Source organism: Singulisphaera rosea, from assembly GCF_054877945.1.
Genome location: NZ_JBTYIP020000013.1, coordinates 117,295 through 136,027, shown reverse-complemented (window position 1 = coordinate 136,027; position 18,733 = coordinate 117,295). Strand labels below are relative to the sequence as shown.

The following is an 18,733-nucleotide window of genomic DNA, read 5'->3' as shown; positions in this document are numbered from 1 at the left end:
AGGCGGTAATGGCCTGGGTCGTGCTGGTCGTGGCGGGCTTGCTGGAGGTCGGCTGGGCGGTCTGCCTGAAGGCAGCCAAGGGGTTCACCGAGTTCTGGCCGAGCGTGGGCTTCGTGGTCTCGATGTCGGCGAGCGTGTTCCTGCTGGGCTGGTCCTTGAAGACGCTCCCGCTGGGGACGGCCTACACGGTGTGGACCGGCATCGGGGCCGTCGGGACGGTGGTGGTGGGCGTCCTGGTCCTCGGGGAGTCGGCGGACCCGCGTCGCCTCGCGTGCGTCGCGCTCATCCTCGTCGGCCTCGTGGGGCTGAAGCTGGTCTCGCCCCACTGATCGATCTTGCATGTTTTTAGATTTGCAATCGAAGATGTGATATCCGCTCTGAAGTCGTATCGGAATTCTTGAGATTCCTCATCGAAGTCCACCGGGTCGTCTGCGGTCGACGCGGTGGATGACTCACCACAAAGAGACTAAGAACCCCGAGTGCACATCGGAGAGGGATCCGTTCCTCGGGATTCTCTCCTTGATGTGTCTTGGTCTGCCTTTGCGGTGAAAGAATCCTCGGTGGAAATCGGCGAGGAGTGTTGCCATTTCCTCCCAAATACGGAAGGGAATCTTTCCTCAGAGCATTGGCTTATTCAGTTGATGTGTGAGTGGGGCTCACGTTCCTTGTCAGCTTGCCTTGAAGTCGACGCGTCTCGGGTCCATCATGGTCCATGGCCTCGAGCTCTCGGGGCCCTGGAGCCCAGTCGCCGTCCCTATGAACTGGGAGGATCGACGATGTACGCGAGTCTGGTCGTCGCCTTGGCCCTGTCGGCCGCCGCCTTAGGCGCCGACCCGGGCGAACCTTCGTCGTCGAGCGACCCTGGGCCGAGGACCTACGAAGCGGCCAAGGCGGCCGCGGGGCGAGATGCGAGCTCGCAGCTTCGGCTGGCGCTGTGGTGCGAGGCCCACGGGCTGTCGGCCGAGCGGTTGGAGCACCTGTCGCGGGCCGTCCTCGACCAGCCGTCGAACGCTCTGACGCGGGCCCTCCTGGGGCTGGTCAAGTATCAGGGGCGCTGGGAGCGGCCCGACGCGGTCACGAAGCGGGTCCAGGACGACGCTGATCAACAAGCATTGATCCATGAATATTTGGTGCGGCGTGGGCAGGCGGGTAGCACGGCCGACGGCCAGGCCCAACTCGCGGCCTGGTGCGCGAGCAAGGGCTTGAAGGATCAGGCGTTGGCCCACTATCACCAGGTGCTCCGGCTCGACCCTGCGCGGAAGGCGGTGTGGAAGCGTCTGGGTTACGTCAAGCAGGGTAGCCGTTGGGTCAAGCCCGAGCAGATCACGGCGGAGAAGCAGGAGTCGATCCGCCAGAAGCAGGCGGATCCGCGTTGGCGGACGAAGCTGTTGAAGCTTCGGGAGGCCCTGCAGGGCAAGGATACGGCGAAGGCTGCGAAGGCGGAAGCCGAACTGGGCGAGGTGACCGACCCTCGAGCGGTGGGGGCGATCTGGGCGGTGTTCGCGAGCGGCGGTGTGCGGCTCCAGATGCTCGCCATCCCGATGTTCGGCCAGATCGACGGCCCGTCGTCCTCGAACGCGCTGGCGGCGATGGCGATCCTCAGCCCCTGGCCGGAGGTGCGTGCGAGGGCGACCGAGGCGTTGGTGCGGCGCGACCCCCGGGACGTCGTCGGGCGTCTCATCGATCAGATCCGCAAGCCCTACAAGTTCGAAGTGAGGCCGGTCGGGGGACCTGGCTCGCCCGGCGCCCTGTTCGTCGAAGGGGAACGGTTCAACTTCCGGAGGTTCTACGAGAACGAATACCTGGCCTTCAGCCTGAGGGCCGGCCGCATTTTCGCGCCCGAGGTCCCGTTCGATCCGTTCAGCCTCCAGAACTACTGGATCGTGAAAGGTGCCCTGGCGAACAACATCAACAACATCGTCACCCTGACTCCCGATGGAATCCGGCCCTCGTCTACGGCACCAATCGACCCGGCGGCTACCTCCCGGATGCTGAAGGACTTGGCGGCCAATCCCCAGCAGGCTTCGGAGACGATTTCTCAGTACCAGAGCGATCCCAACAATCGAGTCATCCCGCCCGGATTCACGTTCACGCCCACGGGGCCGCTCGCGCCCACCATCTCGTATGGAAAGCCGACGGTGCACGCCAACGGTCCAACGCCGAGTCTCATGCATCCCACCGCTGCCCAGAACCAGGAGCTGGAAGAGTTCGGCAGGCAGCTCCGGGCGCAGGGGAACAACCCGCTGAGCCTCTGGGGTATGGCGAAGCAACTCCAGGATCTCGAATACAGCCATCCGAATCCGCAAGCCGCAGCGGCCGCGTCGGCAACCTTAAACGATCTGTCCCTGGGGCGGATGGCTGCTTCACGTGACATCGATATCGGGCATGATCTCGAGAACATCCAGCAGGAGAACCGCAATCTCCAGGAACAGCTCGATCAGGACGTTCAGTTCATCAAGTCGCTCAACGAAGGCAACCGTCAGACCAATTCCCGCATTCTGTCCGTGCTGAAGGTGATCACGGGGGTCGGACTAGAGGACGACAATCGAACGTGGAGGAGCTGGTGGATGGACCAACTCTATGGCTCTCCCAACTCGCACAACCCACAGACAGGAGCCGGGTCTCTGGGCAAGCCCAAGGATCCCTCAGGCCCGGCCGATCAGGCGGCGAGTGACGACGAGGCGGCGAAGGGCCCCGAACCCACGGTCCCGGTCCGGGCGTCCTTCACGGCGGGCACGATGGTCCAGACGCTCGAAGGCCCGAGGCCGATCGAGTTGCTCGAGATGGGGACCTCGGTGCTGTGCCAGGATGTCGCGAGCGGAGGCCTGTCGTATCAGCCGGTCCTGGCCATCTACCACCAGAAGGCTTCGCCCACGTTGCGCATCTCGTCCGGCGACGAAAAACTCGCGGTTACCGGCCTTCAACGCCTCTGGCGATGCGGCAAGGGCTGGACGATGGCCCGGGACCTGAAGGCGGGCGATCGGCTGAGAGTCGTCGGGGGTGTGGCCGAGGTGTCCTCGATCGAGGATGTGCCGCCGCAACCGGTCTACAGCGTGGACGTGGCCGAGGAACGGAACCTTTTCGTCGGGGCCAAGGGATTCCTGGTCCACGATTTCGGCTTCGTCCCCGCGGTCCCCGAGCCGTTCGATCGCCAACCCGAGCCGAAGGCGGCCGTGGCATCGAAGCCGGCGACCTCATCGAAGCCAGCTCCGGCTCCAAAGCCGGCGCCTCGGAGCCGCACCCGTCCGGGCTCTTGAATCGGCATGCGTCGAGCGACCGGGTCTCTCCGCCAGACGGCGAGCGTCGGGCGGTTATTGGCCGGGGACGGTGAGGGGCTTGCCGTTGTCCTTGGGTCCGAGGCCGAGGAGGAAGGGGACGGCGGACCTGGCCCATTCGTCGGGCCCGAGGAAGTGGGAGGCCTTGCCGCCGAAGGTGGTGCGGAGCATGTCGGTGTCGATGATGCCCGGGTTCAGGGGGACGGCGGCGAGGCCGCGGGGGAGCTCCTGGGCGAGGGCACGCGTCAGGCCTTCGACGCCCCACTTGGTCGCGCAGTAGGGGGCGACGTTCGGGGCCGTCGACCGGCCCCATCCCGAGCTCAGGTTGACGATGACCCCGGCCCCTCGAGCGATCATGGCCGGGACGAACGCACGGAGGACGTTGGCGATCCCCTTGAGGTTGACGTCGATGACCCGGTCGAAGTCGTCGGCGGAGACCTCCCAGAGGGGTGCGTTAGGGTTGATCAGCGCCGCGTTGTTGACGAGCAGGTCGGGGACTCCCGTCTCGCCCAGGACGCGGGCCGCCCAGGCTTCGACCTGGCCCGCGTCGGCGACGTCGACCGCCTCGAAGTCGTGGGGAGGGCCGAATTGCTCGCGTAGGCCCTCGATCGCTTCGGCGGAGCGACCGCAGCCGATGACCGAGTGGCCCAGCCCGGCGAAGCCTTCCACGAGGGCCCGGCCGAGCCCTCGAGTCGCCCCCGTGATGACGATCCGCCGCGGCGATCCCGCGGCCATGTCCGGTCCTCCGATCCCCTGCCCTCACTTCGTCCGAACGCGTCCTCCCCACTGTATTCGGGCGGCCCGGTGGCGGCTAGCTCGCCGGGTGCGATCGTGTAAGGTGAACCGGCCATCTTTTTGAAGCGGTCAGTGACCCTACGAATGGGGTGTTGCCATGGATGAAGACTCACTGGTAATCGACCAAATCGAGGCGGGTGCCGAATTCGTGAACCTTTTCGACAAGCAGGTGCCGGTGACGGCGGCATTCTGGGCCAAACCTGCGGATGCTGGCCAGTGGTACCTCTACATCGCCTCCGAGCAGATTGATGATGAGGGGATCGGCCGAGCCTATCGCGAAGTCCTGCGGCTGGCAAAGCTGCATCGTCGTTCGTACCTGGACCCCTTCCAGGTAAGGCTGATCCCGGCCAAGGATCCCCTGGCCCAGGCCGTCCTGGAGATTCATCGATGGTCTCCCGGCAAGATGGCGACGCGCATCGGGAATAAGGCGTTTGGTGGGATGAGCGTCGAGGGCGTCTATATCTATCCTCCACTCGTTGTCGCTCCCACGCCTTAGCCATCGCGGCCGGTGTTGCTACCCAGTGCGCTCGGGTTCGCTCTCCTCGGGGCCTCTTGCAATGCCGGCGAGGTCGTGGAAGACTACTCGCGTGGAGGGAGGTTCGAGCGGCCCTTCGACTCGAGGGGGAGTCCGTCGATGGAAGGCGATCCGCAGGTGCCGAGCGCCGGGCTGGCGCACGACGTCCTGCACGCGGAGCGGAAGCCGCTCGACGCGATCTTCTCGCCCAGGACGGTGGCCGTCATCGGGGCGTCGGAGAAGCCGGGGAGCGTCGGGCGGGCGATCCTCTGGAACCTGATCTCGAACCCGTTCGGCGGGACGGTCTTCCCCGTCAGCGCGACCCGGCCGAACGTGCTGGGGATCCGCGCGTCGCGGCGGATTGCGGAGATCCCCGAGCCGATCGACCTGGCGGTCATCGCGACCCCGGCGGCGACGGTCCCCGACCTGATCGGCGAGTGCGCCGAGGCGGGCGTGCGCGGGGCGATCGTGATTTCGGCCGGGTTCAAGGAGGTCGGCCCCTCGGGCGTCGAGCTCGAGCGCCGGGTGCTCGAGCAGGCGAGGCGCGGGCGGATGCGGCTGATCGGGCCCAACTGCCTCGGCGTGATGTGCCCGCTCGGCGGCCTGAACGCGACCTTCGCCGGGCGGATGGCCCTGCCCGGCAACGTCGGCTTCCTGAGCCAGAGCGGGGCGCTCAGCACGGCGATCCTCGACTGGAGCCTCCGCGAACACGTCGGCTTCAGCGCCTTCGTCTCGATCGGGTCGATGCTCGACGTCGGCTGGGGCGACCTGATCGACTACCTCGGCGACGACCCGAGGACGAAATGTATTGTTATGTATATGGAATCGATCGGCGATGCGCGGTCGTTCCTCTCGGCGGCGCGTGAGGTCGCGCTCACGAAGCCGATCATCGTGATCAAGGCGGGCCGGACCGAGGCCGCGGCGAAGGCGGCGGCGTCGCACACGGGGTCGCTCGCCGGCAGCGACGAGGTCCTCGACGCCGCCTTCCGGCGCAGCGGGGTGCTCCGCGTCGACACGATCTCCGAGGTCTTCTACATGGCCGAGGTCCTGGCGAAGCAGCCGCGTCCCAAAGGGCCTCGGCTGACGATCGTCACCAACGCCGGCGGCCCCGGCGTGCTCGCGACCGACGCCCTGATCCGCCGGGGGGGCGAGCTCGCCGAGCCCGCTGGCGAGACGATCGCCGCCCTCGACGGATTCCTCCCCGCCCCCTGGAGCCACGGCAACCCGATCGACATCCTTGGCGACGCCGGCGCGGACCGCTACGCCAGGACGCTCGAGGTCGTGGCGAAGGACCCGAACAGCGACGGCCTGCTCGTTATCCTGACCCCGCAGGCGATGAGCGAGCCGACGCAGACGGCCGAGAAGTTGCGCCCCTACGCCAAGCTCGCGGGGAAGCCCATCCTGGCGAGCTGGATGGGGGGGGCCGACGTCGCGGCGGGCGAGTCGATCCTGAACCAGGCGGGGATCCCTACCTTCCCCTACCCCGACACCGGGGCCCGGGTCTTCCACACGATGTGGCGCTCGGCCTACTACCTCCGAGGCCTCTACGAGACCCCGACCCTGACGGAAGACTCGGGCGACGCCGCCGAGGCCCGCGCCCTCGCCGAGTCCATCGGCGCCGAGGCGAGGCGTGCCGGCCGTACCCTGCTCACCGAGCTCGAGTCGCTCCGGCTGCTCGACGCCTACGGGCTCCCGACCGTGGCCTCGAAGCTCGCCCGCGACGAGGATTCGGCCGTCGAGGCGGCCGAGGCCTTCGGCTATCCGGCCGTCGTGAAGCTCTTCTCCGAGACGATCACGCACAAGACCGACGTCGACGGCGTGCGGCTGAACTTGCACGGCGCCGAGTCGGTCCGCCGCGCCTATCGCGAGATCGAGGCCTCGGTGCTCGAACGGGCCGGGCCCGGGCACTTCCTCGGGGCCACGGTCCAGCCGATGATCCGCCGGGACGGTTACGAGATCATCGTCGGCAGCAGCATCGACCCGCAGTTCGGCCCCGTGCTCCTCTTCGGCGCCGGCGGGGCGCTCGTCGAGGTGTTCAAGGACCGGGCCCTGGGCCTCCCTCCGCTCACCACGACCCTGGCACGGCGGATGATGGAGCAGACCCGCATCGTCTCGGCGTTGCGCGGGGTCCGAGGCCGCAAGGCGGTCGACCTCGCCGCGCTCGAGCAACTTCTCGTTCGCTTCGGGCGGCTGGTCGTCGAGCAGCCTTGGATCCGCGAGATCGACATCAACCCCCTCCTCGCCTCCCCCGAAGGGCTCCTCGCGCTCGACGCCCGGGTGATCGCCCACGGCCCCGAGGTCGCCCCCGAGGACTGGCCGAAGCCGGCGATCCGCCCCTACCCCACCCAGTACGTCTCCCCCTGGACCGCCAAGGACGGGACCGCGCTCCTCCTCCGCCCGATCCGCCCGGAAGACGAGCCTCTGTTGATCCGCTTCCACGAGACCCTCTCCGAGCGGAGCGTCGCACTCCGCTACTTCCACGCGATGAAGCTGAGCTCCCGCGTCTCGCACGACCGCTTGACGCGGATCTGCTTCAACGACTACGACCGCGAGCTCGCCCTCGTCGCCGACGCCAAGGACCCGGCCACCGGCGCCCACGCGATCCTCGGGGTCGGCCGCCTGAGCAAGCTCCACGGCGTGAATGAAGCCGAGTTCGCCATGCTCATCGCCGACCACTTCCAGGGCCGAGGCCTCGGCACCGAGCTCCTCCGTCGCATCCTCCAGGTCGGCCGCGACGAGCGCGTCGCCCGGATCTCCGCCGACATCCTCCCCGACAACCGCGAGATGCAACGCGTCTGCCAAAAACTCGGCTTCCGCCTCGCCCACGTGCCCGGCGACGGCGTCGTCCAGGCCGTCATCGACCTCTGATCCGAATGCTATGGGGTAGGCCGGTGAATTCGGCCCGACCCTTTTGGGATGCGTGGACCTTTGGTATGCTCGGTTGTGATTCGGATTCACAGGCGAATTGTGGCGAATGATATGTCATAAAATGGTTTTTAATAAAAATGAACGGGCGTGGTATGCATCGAGTTCGCGGGTTCTTGCTTGTCATCGCTGTGCTCCGTTTTCTTGAGCTTCCGCGCCTGACCGCCTCCGACCAACCTCTCCTCGAGCCTGGGATTCACGATGGAACGTTGTCGGGGGTGGCCGCCCAGGCGATCGGCAGGATTGGCCCGAGCTCGGTACCCCAGCTTCAGCGACTCCTGGCGTCGACGAACGCGGTCGAACGCCGACGTGCCGCGTATGCGGCCAGCCTGATCGGACCCGAGGCCTCTGCGCTCGTTCCCGCCTTGATCACGATGCTCGACGCTCCCGACAGGGCGGGTGTGCGGGATGCGACCTTGGCGCTGGGCAATATCGGTCCCGCGGCCGGGGATGCGGTGCCGAGGCTGATCGCCCTGATGAGGAGCGCCGACGTCGAAGATCGGCGAGTGGCCGCGCTCTCTGTGGGGCGGCTGGGGCCGAAGGCCCAGCAGGCGGTCGCTCGGCTCTCGGTGCTGCTCAAAGATCCGGATGAAGTGGTCGCGCAGGCGGCGGCCTTCTCCCTGGGCGAGCTCGGCCCGTCGGCGTGCGCCGCGGTCCCGGACCTGATCGCCGTGCTCAGCATCGGCGATGTCGGGTCCGATGCCGCCCAGGCCCTCACCCGTCTTGGCCTTTGCGCGGTCGCCCCTTTGATCGCCGTAGCCCGGACCGGCGAGGAGCCGGCGCGATTACTCGCGATCCGTACGCTGGGGCGGATGGGGACCTCGGCCCGCGAGGCCGAAGACGTGCTCGCCGGGTTCCTCGGCACCGGTCCGCTCCCGATCCGCGTCGCGGCCGCCAGGGCGCTGAGTTTGATCAAGGCGACCCACGGCACGACCTTCGACAAGCTCGTCGCCGCCCTGGCAGATCCCCGCGACCAACTGCGAGCCGCGTCGCAAGCCGCGCTTATCGGGATCGGTCCGCCCGCAATCCCTTCCCTGGAACGTGCGATCCGGGAGGGCGTTCCCAAGCTGAGCCAACCCGCGTCCGAAGCCCTTGCCCGCATCGGTTCGCAGTCCGTTGACAGCCTCGTGCGGCTCCTGAATCTCAAAGACCGCCTCAAACAGACCGCGACCATCCAGGCGCTCGGCGCCATTGGAGCCGACGCCAAGCCGGCGGCCCCGACCCTCAACGCGTTGCTGTCCGACCCGATGGAGGTCAGCGAGTTCCGCGGCACGGTGATCAAGACCCTCGGGAGGATCGGCCCTGGTACGCCCGAGAGCCTCGCGCTGCTGGAACGCACTCTCGACGACTCCCCCGACCTCCGCCCGCAGGCGTTAGAGGCCATCGGAAGGATCGATCGCCTGGGCTCGGCGGTCGGCAAGCTTACGCCCTGGCTGTCGGACACCGACCCGCTTGTGATCGAGGCCGCGACCACCGCGCTGGGCGCGATCGGCCCGCAGGCGCGTCCGGCGATCGGTGCGATCGCTCCACGACTCGAAGACCGGAACCGAGCGATCCGGTCGGCGGCGGCCTTCGCACTCTCGGCGATCGGCGAGCCGGCGATCGGCCCGCTGATCGCGAAACTGAAATCCGACACGTCTTGGGGGCGCGCTGCCGCCGCCGAGGCCCTCGGCCGGATCGGGATCCCGGCGGCCGAAGCCGTTCCGGCCCTCCTCGAAGTCAGCCGAAACCCGGAAGGATCTCCGCGAAGGGAGGCGGTTCGGGCCCTGGGCCGGATTCGCGCCGAAGCGGCGAAGGTCGTGCCGCGACTGGTGAGGGCGCTCGACGATCCCGAGCTCAAGGTGCGCATCGCCGCCGCCGACTCTCTGGTCGACTTCGGCGCGGCGAGTACTCCGGAACTGGTCCGCGTGCTGGACGACCCCGACAAGCTCGACGGCGAGCGCACCAGGCGAGTGCTCGAGGTCTTGCGCCGTCTCGGTGACCGGGCGAAGGCGGCTGCCCCCAAGATGGTGACTTTTATGGATTCGAAGGACGACGTCCTCCGGTATCTGGCGGGGGACGTCCTGATCCACGCCCGGAGAACCGCAGTCCCGCTCCTCCGAGAGCTGATCAAGTCCAACGACAACGTCGCGCGGCTGGCCGGTGTCGATGCGCTGGGGTGGATCGGCCCCGACGCGAGCGACGCGCTGCCCGATCTGGTTTCGATCCTGTCCCCGAAGCCCAGCAAACCCTAGCCCGTCGACCCCGTACAGGACCCCGTGAGATGAAACCATGGCACGGATCTTGAAACGTCGGCTGACGCCGTTGTTCCTCGCGACGCTTCTCAGGGCTGTGACCTCGGGAACGGTCGGTGCCCCCGTCGACGTAGCGGCCGCCCCCCTGCTCCAGGCCGCGAGCCTCGCAATCGCGAACGGCGACGGCGTCGCGGCCTGGAAGTACCTGGACCTCGTGCGGAGCAATTACCCGCTGGAAAGCGCCGCAACGGCCCCCCTGCTCGCGGTCTTCAACGCGAAATTCGCGGCCGACGACCCGACCGGGCGGGTCTCCGTCGCCACATGGCCCGGCGGTCGTGACGCAGCGGTCACTTTTTCCTTCGACGACTCGCTGCCCAGTGGCTATCAGAACGCCGCGCCGGACCTCGAAACACGAGGCCTGCTCGGGACCTACTTCCTCACGAACGTCACGCTTGCGAGCCAGGACAAGGGGCCGTGGAAGGCACTCGCGAGCCGGGGCCACGAAATCGGTTGTCACACGGTCAATCACCTGGGCATGACCTTGCCGTCTTTACCGCTCGGCACGATCGAGTCCGAGCTGAACTGCTGCCAGTTCCTCACGCCCGACGTCACCAGTAAACCGATTCTGACATTCGACTATCCGAATTCCAATTCGGGAGCCCTAAACGGCCCGCTACGGGCGACGGTCCGCCGCCGGTACCTGGCGGCCCGGACCTCGCTGGCTGCCGACGGCGGGAGCGTGGCGACGGCGTGCCCGCCCGAAGCCGACCTCCTGCCGAGCCTCGCGATCCTCAAGACCACGAACCAATCGGAATGGGAGAACTCGTTGGAGCAAGCCGTGCTGACGCGAGGTTGGTTCATATTTCAGTTCCACGCAATCATCACGCCCGAGGGTTGGCCTGATGGGCAGATTGGCCCCGACCTCTGGCAAGCCTGCCTGGATTCGATCGATCAACGGGTCGATCCGCTTTGGATCGCGCCTCTGGCCGACGTCGCCAGCTACGTGCAGTGCCGACGCACCGCGCTGGCGGACTCGCATTGGGACGGGCGTTCCCTGCGGGTCTGGATCCTGAGCGATCTCGACCGCACCCGACCCGAGACGAGGCTCACGATCTCGGTGCAGGTCCCCGCCGGCTGGCGCGAGGTGACGATCTCGTCCGAGCCCGATACCCAAACCGTCCACAATGGCAGCGTGACCTTCGACCTCCGGCCCGATGGTAGGCAGGTCGTCTTGGAGCAGGTGATCCGTCGAGGGGGCGGACGTCGCTGATGTTCGAGTGACGTTGAACGCGGCGACTCCCCTTCCCGGCACCGTTGCTGGGATTCACTTCGAGCGTATTCGGAGCGAAGTCCGGCCGAGGCAGGCAATCGACTACTCCGGAGGATTCCGTGTATCCCTCGCGACTCGAACATCCCTCAAGGCCGTTCGTGGAAACTCCGTCCGGGCGTCACACGGTGGGCTCGGGGGCACAGCCGAGCTTCCGCATCGTGCCACGCTGCCTGGTGTTGAGGGAGGCCTGCCTCGACGTCGCGCCGGCGTCGAGGCCGTCAGGCGGGCCGCTCTCGGGCCGGGTTGTTCTGGAGTACGACGAAACGTCGGGACATGTTGCCCCTGTGTGGGTCTCGGTCAAGCCCGACGAGGCGGTCGGGCAGTGGCGGCTTCAGGTGACGCCGCAGTTCGAGGAAATGGTGGCCGTGCTCGTGCACCGCGGCGTGCCGCTGATCTGGCTGAACGCCCACTGGAACTGGGTCGGTGCCAACCGCATGACGCCCGTCAGCCCGAGCTACCTCTCCCACATCCTCCGGCCCGTCGAGATCACACCGGCATGAGCATGATCTCGCCGAGTTGCCGGCATCGCGGCCCGAAATGCAGCCCCGACCTCTGGGTCTGTCGATCGCCGAAGCTGGTCATCCCAGGGGGCACGGTCTCCTCTCGAGACTGCGCGGAGGTCTGTCCGTTTGTGGACCATCCGTTGGCCTTCGAAGACGTGGTCAATGGCGGGCCGGTCGGGAAATCCGCGACGCCTCCGGCACGCGAACGCACGGTCGTGCGCACCGACCCCGCGACGGAGGTGGCGCTCGCCGTGATCACGGCGCCCCGGGTCGTTCCCACGCTCGCAAGGACCTTGCGCGAGCTCCGGCTTGCCGGGTTCTCGCAAACGATCCGAGTCTACGCCGAGCCCGACGCGACCGTTCCCGACGAGCCCGGCGTGATCGCCGTCCCGAGCCCGACCGGCCTGGGCGCCTGGGCGAACTGGAAACGGGCCGCGACGGACCTGCTGAATGCGACCGAGTCGTCGCACGTCCTGATCTGCGAGGACGACCTCGCGTTCGCCCCTTGCGCACGGCTTGCCCTTGAACATGCGATCCAGACGCTCGCCCGACGCGACTGGGGATACGCCTCGCTATACACCCCGGTCGAGCACCTCGACGGCCAGGCCGACGACGCCGGTGAGGGCTGGAGGGCCATCGACCGCGGCGAGCGCGAATACTGGGGCGCGCTCGCCTACTGCTTCACCCGGCAATCGCTCCATGCGCTCCTCCATGACCCGATGGTGATCGAGCATCGTGGCGATCGCGACACCGACGTCATCGTCTCCGCCACGCTCCGGAACCAGGGAAGGCAGCTCTATTTCCACGTCCCGAGCCTCGTCGATCATGTCGGCAAGGGGATCTCGAGCCTGGGCCATGATCCGCTCGACGGCTCGCGCGCGGCCGGCTTCTCGGGGTCGTACGATCATTACGTGCCGGATGAATCGCCGGTTGCGATCGCGGTCGACGCCGGCGAGGCGCGTGTCACCGTAATCGTCGCCACATACAATTGCGCGGAGTATCTTGGCGACTGCCTGAGGAGCCTGATCAGCCAGACGGTCCCCTGCGAAATCATCGTCGTCGATGACGGCAGCCAGGACCGGACGCCGGACGCGCTCCGACCGTTCGACGGCTTGATCCGGACCATGTTCCAGGGCCAGAACCGGGGCGTCCGCGCGGCCCGATGCGCCGGCCTTCGCGAGGCGAGGACGGAATGGATCGTCCTGGCGGATGCTGACGCCGTGTACGATCCGCGGTTCCTCGAGACGCTCCTCGAGGCGGCAGATTGGGATTCGACGGTCGTCTATTGCTCCTGGCAACGCCAGTACCTGGGCACGTCGGACGCGGAGATCGTCCAGGCTCGTCCGTTCGACGCCAGCGAGCTCTGGTGGAGAAACGGGACCTCGATGTCGTCGCTCGTCCGTCGGAGCGCCATCCCGAATACTCTCGGTGACTCCGATGACCTGGACGATTGGTCGCTCTGGCTCGAGTTGGTCTTGCGCCAATGCCGGTTCCAGGCGGTGGATCGCATCCTCTTCCGCGCGTTCGAGCGGCCGGAGGGCAAGACCGCGGGTCTGCGACGCGACGCCCCGCGCCTCCTTCGGGAGCAGGCGCGGCTGCGCCGGAAGTTCGCGCGATTGGTCGGGCTCGACGAACGCATCTCCGTAATCATCCCCGCGAAGGATTGCGCCGACCTGACCGAGGAGTGCCTCCGGCATCTCGCCTGGTACTCGGGCCTGCCGTTCGAGGTGCTCTACGTGGACAATGGCAGCGCAGCGGGCGTCCCCTCGCGGATCGCCGCAGTCGCCGAGTCGCTGGACATCCCGCTGGCGACGATCCGGAATTCGTCGAATCGGATGTTCACGACTGCCGTGAATCAAGGGTTGCGGTTCGCCGCCGGTCGGCATGTGCTCTGCTTGAACAACGATTGCTTCATCGGCCCTGGGTGCCTGGAACGGATGTACTGGCACATGACGCAGATCGGCCGGTCGGTGGCGGCCGTGGGACCACTCACGGGCGATGACGAGTGGCAATCGATCCGACGGCCGGAACGCCGCAAGCAGGTGGGCATCGACGACGCCTGGCCTATCGACTACGACGACCCGATCTCCGGCGCGAGGGCGGTCGTCGGCCCCTTCCGGGCCGTCGCCGAGGACATGGTGGCGTTCTTCTGCACGCTCCTCCACCGCGACGCCATCGCCGATTGCGGGTTGCTGGACGAACGGACCACGGAGTTCGAATCGGGACTGGGCGTGGACAACGAGTGGTGCTTGCGGGCGACGCGACGCGGCTGGAAGATCCTGGTGGCCCTCGACGCCTTCGCCGTACACCTCGGCCATCAGAGCTTCCAACGCCTGGAGATCGATCGCCATACCCTCGCCGACTCGGCCCTGGCCGCGTTCCACAAACTCGCGAGCGCGGGCCCAGGACCGTAGGCGAACGGACCCTCTGACGCATTCTGGCGCGACGGCGATCTCCCGACATGGCTCTCTTCTTGCCCCGGAGCCGGTTCCTGCATACTCCCAAGACCGGGGGCACGTGGGTCGGACGCGCGCTCGGCAACGCGGGGATCCCCCGCATGCGGATCCAAGGGGCGCCCAAGCACACGCCTTTTGCCGAGTGCGCCTGCCCCGAACTATTCGCATTTGCGTACGTCCGCCATCCTTGGTCGTGGTGGAAGAGCTACTGGGTCTACAAGCAGATGGCCGGCTGGGACGATCAGAACCCGTTCGATCGCGCATGCCAGGCCGATCGCTTCGAGCCGTTCCTCGTCCGCGTCCTCGAGAGTAGGCCCGGCCATTGCTCCGAGATCTTCGAGCGATTTACGGGCGTACCCGGCCGCGAGGTCCAGTTCATCGGCCGCTATGAGCGGCTCGTCGATGACCTGATCGCGGCCTTGGCCCTCGCGGGCGAGCGGTTCGATCCCCGTGCCATTCGCGCGACGCCTCCCGTCAATCTCAGCAACTATGAGGCACACCCGGTCGTCTGTTCGGAAGAGCTCCGTGACCGGATCCTCGAGGCCGAAGGACGCGCGGTCGAGCGCTTTGGGTACCGGGGTGAGAGCGACTAGCGTGTGCCAGCCACACGTCTGCCGCCCTGGGCCACATCTCCCACGGAGGACCGCGGGGTGGCTCATTTGGGGGTGAGCGTCACGCGCAGGCCTTCGGCGGGCTGGCCGGATGCGTCGACGAGCCGAACGCAGCCTTCCCATCCGCCGGAGACGTTCAATACCTTGAAAATCAAGACATTCGTTCCTTGCTTCAACGTCACGGGACCGGCCGTGTCCAGCCCCGAGAGCTCTCGGAACACGCTGTCGCGATAGATGGGAACGCCGTTGAGGTAGAGCTGCGAGCCGTCGTCGCTGCCGACTTGAATCCAGACGTCGTCGCGGGCGCGCTCGCTCTCGACGTAGCAGACCGCGTAGCCGATGCTCCGCTCGGTGGTTTGGCCCACGGCTTCGTTGAAGTCCAGGACCGCTTCAGGGGATCGGTATGCTCGCCAGACGAGCCCTCGGCCGGCGATTTGGACCCGTTCGTCGGCGCGCGGCCGCAGCTCGGCCTCGCCGGCGAGTTGTTGAGCATCGAGGGCTTGGACTCCGTCCCCGGCGATCGGCAGCAGCAGTAGCCAGTCGCGAATGAACCCTCGGGCCTCGGGTCCTCGGTAGGTGTTGAGTGCCAGGAAATTGGCGAGGACGTGGTCCTGGCGTGCCCATTCCTCGCCTTCGGCGACACTGGCCGCGTCCCACAAGTGGATCAGGCGGTCGCCGCTCCCTGTCGCCAGCCGCTGTCCGTCGCTCGACCACGCGACGGCCGTAACGCCGGCCGTGTGCCCTTTGAGCATGAGCAGCTCACGGCCGCTCACCGCGCTCCAGACCTTGGCCGTGCTGTCCTCGCCGGCCGTGGCCAGCCGCCGACCATCCGGAGACCAGCAGACCGTCCGGACCGAGTTGGCGTGCCCCTTCAGCATCAACGGAGCGGAGGTCGTGGATACTTCCCAGATCCGCGTGGTGTTGTCGGCACTGGCCGTCGCCAGCCGTTCGCTGTCCGGCGCCCATGCGACCGAGTGTACCCGCTTCGAATGTCCCTTGAGCGACCGCAGTTCGGCGCCCGTCGTCGCATTCCAGACCTTGGCGCTACTGTCCCAGCTTCCGGTCGCGATCCGCTGGCCGTCCGGCGACCAGGCCACCGACAGGATCCGATGCGTGTGCCCTTTGAGCGCGAACAGCTCCAGGCCGTCGGACGCATCCCAGACCCTGGCCGTGTTGTCCTCGCTTCCGGTCACGATCCGCTGTCCGTCCGGCGACCACGCGACTGAGCAGACGCCGTTCGAATGCCCCTCGAGCGTGACCAGGTGGTGGCCGTCGGATGCGTCCCAGACCATCGCGGTGCCGTCTGTGCTCGCGGTCACGATCTGGTGGCCGCTGGGCGACCACGCGACGGCGCGCACCTCGCCCGAGTGCCCTTCGAGCACATGAAGCACGCGGCGGTCGGCGGCATCCCACACCCTCGCCGTGTTGTCCTCACTTCCCGACGCCAGTCGCCGGCCGTCGGGCGACCAGGCGACGGACGAGATCGATCCGGCGTGCGCCCTGAGTGCCACAAGCTCGCGGTCGCCCGAGATGTCCCAGATCTTGGCCGCGCCATCCCAGCCACCCGTCGCCAGCAATTTTCCCACGGGCGACCAGGCGACGGCCGGGACCGGCGAGGAATGGCCCTTGAGCGTGACGAGCTCACGCCCGTCGGTCGTGTCCCAGATCCTGGCCGTGCCGTCCCAGCTCCCGGTCGCGAGCGACTGGCCTTCGGGTGACCACGAGACGGAGCGGACCGCGGCCGTGTGGCCCTTGAGAGTGACGAGTGGGCGACCGTCCGACGCACGCCAGACGATCGCCGTGCCGTCGCCGCTCCCCGTCGCCAGTCGCTGGCTGTCCCCGGACCAACTGATCGACGAAACCCCGCCATGATGTCCTTTGAAGGTGACGAGTTCCCGGCCGTCGGATGCGTCCCAGATCCTGGCGGTCAGATCCTCTCCGGCCGTGGCGAGTCGCCCGCCGTCGTGAGACCAGGCGACGGAGGCGATCGGGCCTTGATGACCGTGGAGGGTGCGCCGGGCTTCGCCTAGGGTCGCGTCCCAGACCTTGGCGGTGCCGTCCCAGCTTCCGGTCAGCAGTCTGCGGCTGTCGGGTGACCACGCGACGGCCGCAAGGCGAGCGGAATGCCCGCGGAGCGTGACCAGTTCGCGACCGCTGGCGACGTCCCACACCTTTCCCATGCCGTCGCCGCTGCCTACCGCCAGTCGCCGGCCGTCTGGCGACCAGGCCATCGAGGCGGCCCCGTCCCCGAGGCCGTGGAGCGTGTGGAGCAAGCGGCCACTGGTGACGTCCCAGATCTTGGCGGATCCGTCGTCGCTGCCGGTCGCCAGACGCTGCCCGTCGGGCGACCACGCGACCGCCGCGATCACGTCGCGGTGGCCGATGAGCGTGCGTAGTTCGAGGTGGCAGAGCCGCTGCCAGTAGTACCACTCGAAGCCGCGGTCGGGGTAGACCTCGGTCTCGGCCAGGAGCTCGCGGACGCGGCCGACCTTGCCGCTCTCCCAGGCCGACGGCATCAGCCCCATGCTGGCGGAATACCACTGCTGCCGCATCTCGTTCTCGGCCGCGCGTGCTCGTGCCGCTTCGGCCTTGGCCGTGCCCTCGGCCTTTCGCGCGGTCGCGCGCGCGGACGCCTCGCGCACGTAGCCGACCGAGGCCACTGCCGCGACTGTCATGAGCAGCGTCAGCACGGCAGCCAACAGGCTCGAGACGGTTCGGTTCCGCCGGCACCAACGCCAGGCACGCTCCGGACTCGAAATCCGCCGCGCCTGGATCGGCCGGCCTTCGTAGTACCGCTGCAGGTCCTCCGCCAATGCCAACGCACTGGCGTACCGCTTCGCGGCCTCCTTGTGCAGACACGTGAGGCAGATGGTCTCGATGTCGCGGTCGAGTCGGGGCACCAGCCGGGATGGGGGCACGGGCTCGGCCGCGCGCACCTGGTCGAGCGTTTCCAGCACGGTCGCCCCGCGGAACGGCGGTCGACCGGTCAGCAGTTCGTAGAGGATCACGCCTAGCGCGTAGACGTCGGCGGGGGGACCGACCTGCTTGGTCTTGCCGCCGGCCTGCTCGGGCGCCATGTAACTGGGCGAGCCGAGGACCGACCCGCTCAGCGTCAAGCCGCCGTCGGAGTCGAGTGCCTTGGCCAGCCCGAAGTCGGAGATCTTCGGCGTTCCGTCCTTGTCCAGGAGCACATTCGCCGGCTTGAGGTCGCGGTGGACGACGCCTTGGCGGTGGGCTTCGGCCATCCCTCGAGCGAGTTTCTCGACGAGGGGCGTCGCCCGTCGCGGCGACCAGGGCGTGCCGTCAAGCTGGCGGTCGAGGCTACCCCCCCAGGCAAACTCCAACTCGAAGAACGGCAGGCCGTTGGCCTCGCCGATGTGGTGGATCCGGACGATGTGCTGGTGCTCGAGCCGGGCGATCGATTCCGCTTCCGCGAGGAACCGAACGCGGGATTCGACGGAGGCATGGCTGCCCGCCAGGATCATCTTCAGAGCGCAGACTCGGTTGAGGACAATCTGCCTCGCCTTGTAGACCACGCCCATCGAGCCGCGGCCCAGCTCGCCGAAGATCTCGTATCCGGGGATCGTCGGCGTTGAACCCCTGACCGGGAATCCCGATTCTCCCCCGGTTTCCTCGGCGGCCCCCGACTCCGGATTCCTCGCCGGCCGACGCCAGGACGACGGGATGGCCGCGCCCATAGTGTAGCCGAGGGCCCCCGCCGCTAGGCCTTCTTCGAGCCATTCCGACATGCTGCAAGGCTGCCGCAACGTGGCGCCCGGCTCCTGCCACGCAAGAGGTCTTGACGCGTCGTCGATCGAGGTGGACGCGAGCACGTCGCCGACAGGCGCCTGCCCATCCCAAACCGTCGACGGCTCCTGGGCGCGAGGGCGGCCAACAACGTCCTCCTCGGTCGCCGCGTTCTCCTTGCTGACCGCGGACTCGTGGCCAGCATTCGACCCAGGGTCGAGGGGCCCGGGAGTTGGCTTTGGACCGCCGGACCTGGCCTGCTCGTCACCCTCGTTGAGAAGATCCATCGGCCGGTCCTTCTCGCCTGACCACGGGGCGTCCGTCCACAATGGGAAGGGCCAAG

Annotated in this window: 11 protein-coding genes; 9 read left to right on the top strand and 2 right to left on the bottom strand. The window is 67.7% G+C overall.

Features of this window, described 5'->3' with window-relative positions:
* Positions 1-8 precede the first annotated feature (8 nt).
* Positions 9-329, top strand: coding sequence for a quaternary ammonium compound efflux SMR transporter SugE (gene sugE / locus ACYOEI_RS21765; RefSeq protein ID WP_462851675.1), 321 nt, complete (start codon positions 9-11; stop codon positions 327-329).
* Between the two features lie 447 nt (positions 330-776).
* On the top strand, positions 777-3,257 hold the full coding sequence (locus tag ACYOEI_RS21760; protein ID WP_462851674.1) for a polymorphic toxin-type HINT domain-containing protein: 2,481 nt from the start codon (positions 777-779) through the stop codon (positions 3,255-3,257).
* A 54-nt stretch (positions 3,258-3,311) separates the two neighbouring features.
* Here the strand turns inward: ACYOEI_RS21760 and ACYOEI_RS21755 are convergent, their stop codons facing one another.
* Entirely contained in the window at positions 3,312-4,010 is a 699-nt protein-coding gene (locus ACYOEI_RS21755; RefSeq protein WP_462851673.1) for an SDR family oxidoreductase, read from the bottom strand.
* Positions 4,011-4,167: 157 nt separating this feature from the next.
* Here ACYOEI_RS21755 and ACYOEI_RS21750 point away from each other — a divergent pair, with 157 nt between their 5' ends.
* The 7 genes from ACYOEI_RS21750 (at position 4,168) to ACYOEI_RS21720 (ending at position 14,625) form a co-directional block, all read left to right on the top strand.
* The gene (locus ACYOEI_RS21750) at positions 4,168-4,566 is read left to right on the top strand and encodes a hypothetical protein (RefSeq protein WP_462851672.1); all 399 of its coding nucleotides are present in this window, start codon (positions 4,168-4,170) and stop codon (positions 4,564-4,566) included.
* A gap of 138 nt (positions 4,567-4,704) precedes the next feature.
* Positions 4,705-7,452 (top strand): bifunctional acetate--CoA ligase family protein/GNAT family N-acetyltransferase, encoded by a 2,748-nt coding sequence (locus ACYOEI_RS21745; protein ID WP_462851671.1) that lies wholly within the window; start codon positions 4,705-4,707, stop codon positions 7,450-7,452.
* Between the two features lie 275 nt (positions 7,453-7,727).
* Entirely contained in the window at positions 7,728-9,743 is a 2,016-nt protein-coding gene (locus ACYOEI_RS21740; protein ID WP_462851772.1) for a HEAT repeat domain-containing protein, read from the top strand.
* A 37-nt stretch (positions 9,744-9,780) separates the two neighbouring features.
* A complete protein-coding gene (locus tag ACYOEI_RS21735; RefSeq protein ID WP_462851670.1) occupies positions 9,781-11,013 on the top strand; it encodes a polysaccharide deacetylase family protein in 1,233 nt (410 codons plus the stop codon).
* A 119-nt stretch (positions 11,014-11,132) separates the two neighbouring features.
* Positions 11,133-11,573 (top strand): hypothetical protein, encoded by a 441-nt coding sequence (locus ACYOEI_RS21730; RefSeq protein WP_462851669.1) that lies wholly within the window; start codon positions 11,133-11,135, stop codon positions 11,571-11,573.
* Positions 11,570-13,990, top strand: a complete 2,421-nt coding sequence (locus tag ACYOEI_RS21725; RefSeq protein ID WP_462851668.1) for a glycosyltransferase — start codon at positions 11,570-11,572, stop codon at positions 13,988-13,990. Before ACYOEI_RS21730 ends, ACYOEI_RS21725 begins: the two co-directional genes overlap by 4 nt.
* 47 nt (positions 13,991-14,037) lie before the next feature.
* A complete protein-coding gene (locus ACYOEI_RS21720) occupies positions 14,038-14,625 on the top strand; it encodes a sulfotransferase family protein (RefSeq protein WP_462851667.1) in 588 nt (195 codons plus the stop codon).
* Positions 14,626-14,687: 62 nt separating this feature from the next.
* Here the strand turns inward: ACYOEI_RS21720 and ACYOEI_RS21715 are convergent, their stop codons facing one another.
* On the bottom strand, positions 14,688-18,677 hold the full coding sequence (locus ACYOEI_RS21715; RefSeq protein WP_462851666.1) for a WD40 domain-containing protein: 3,990 nt from the start codon (positions 18,675-18,677) through the stop codon (positions 14,688-14,690).
* Between the last annotated feature and the right edge of the window lie 56 nt (positions 18,678-18,733).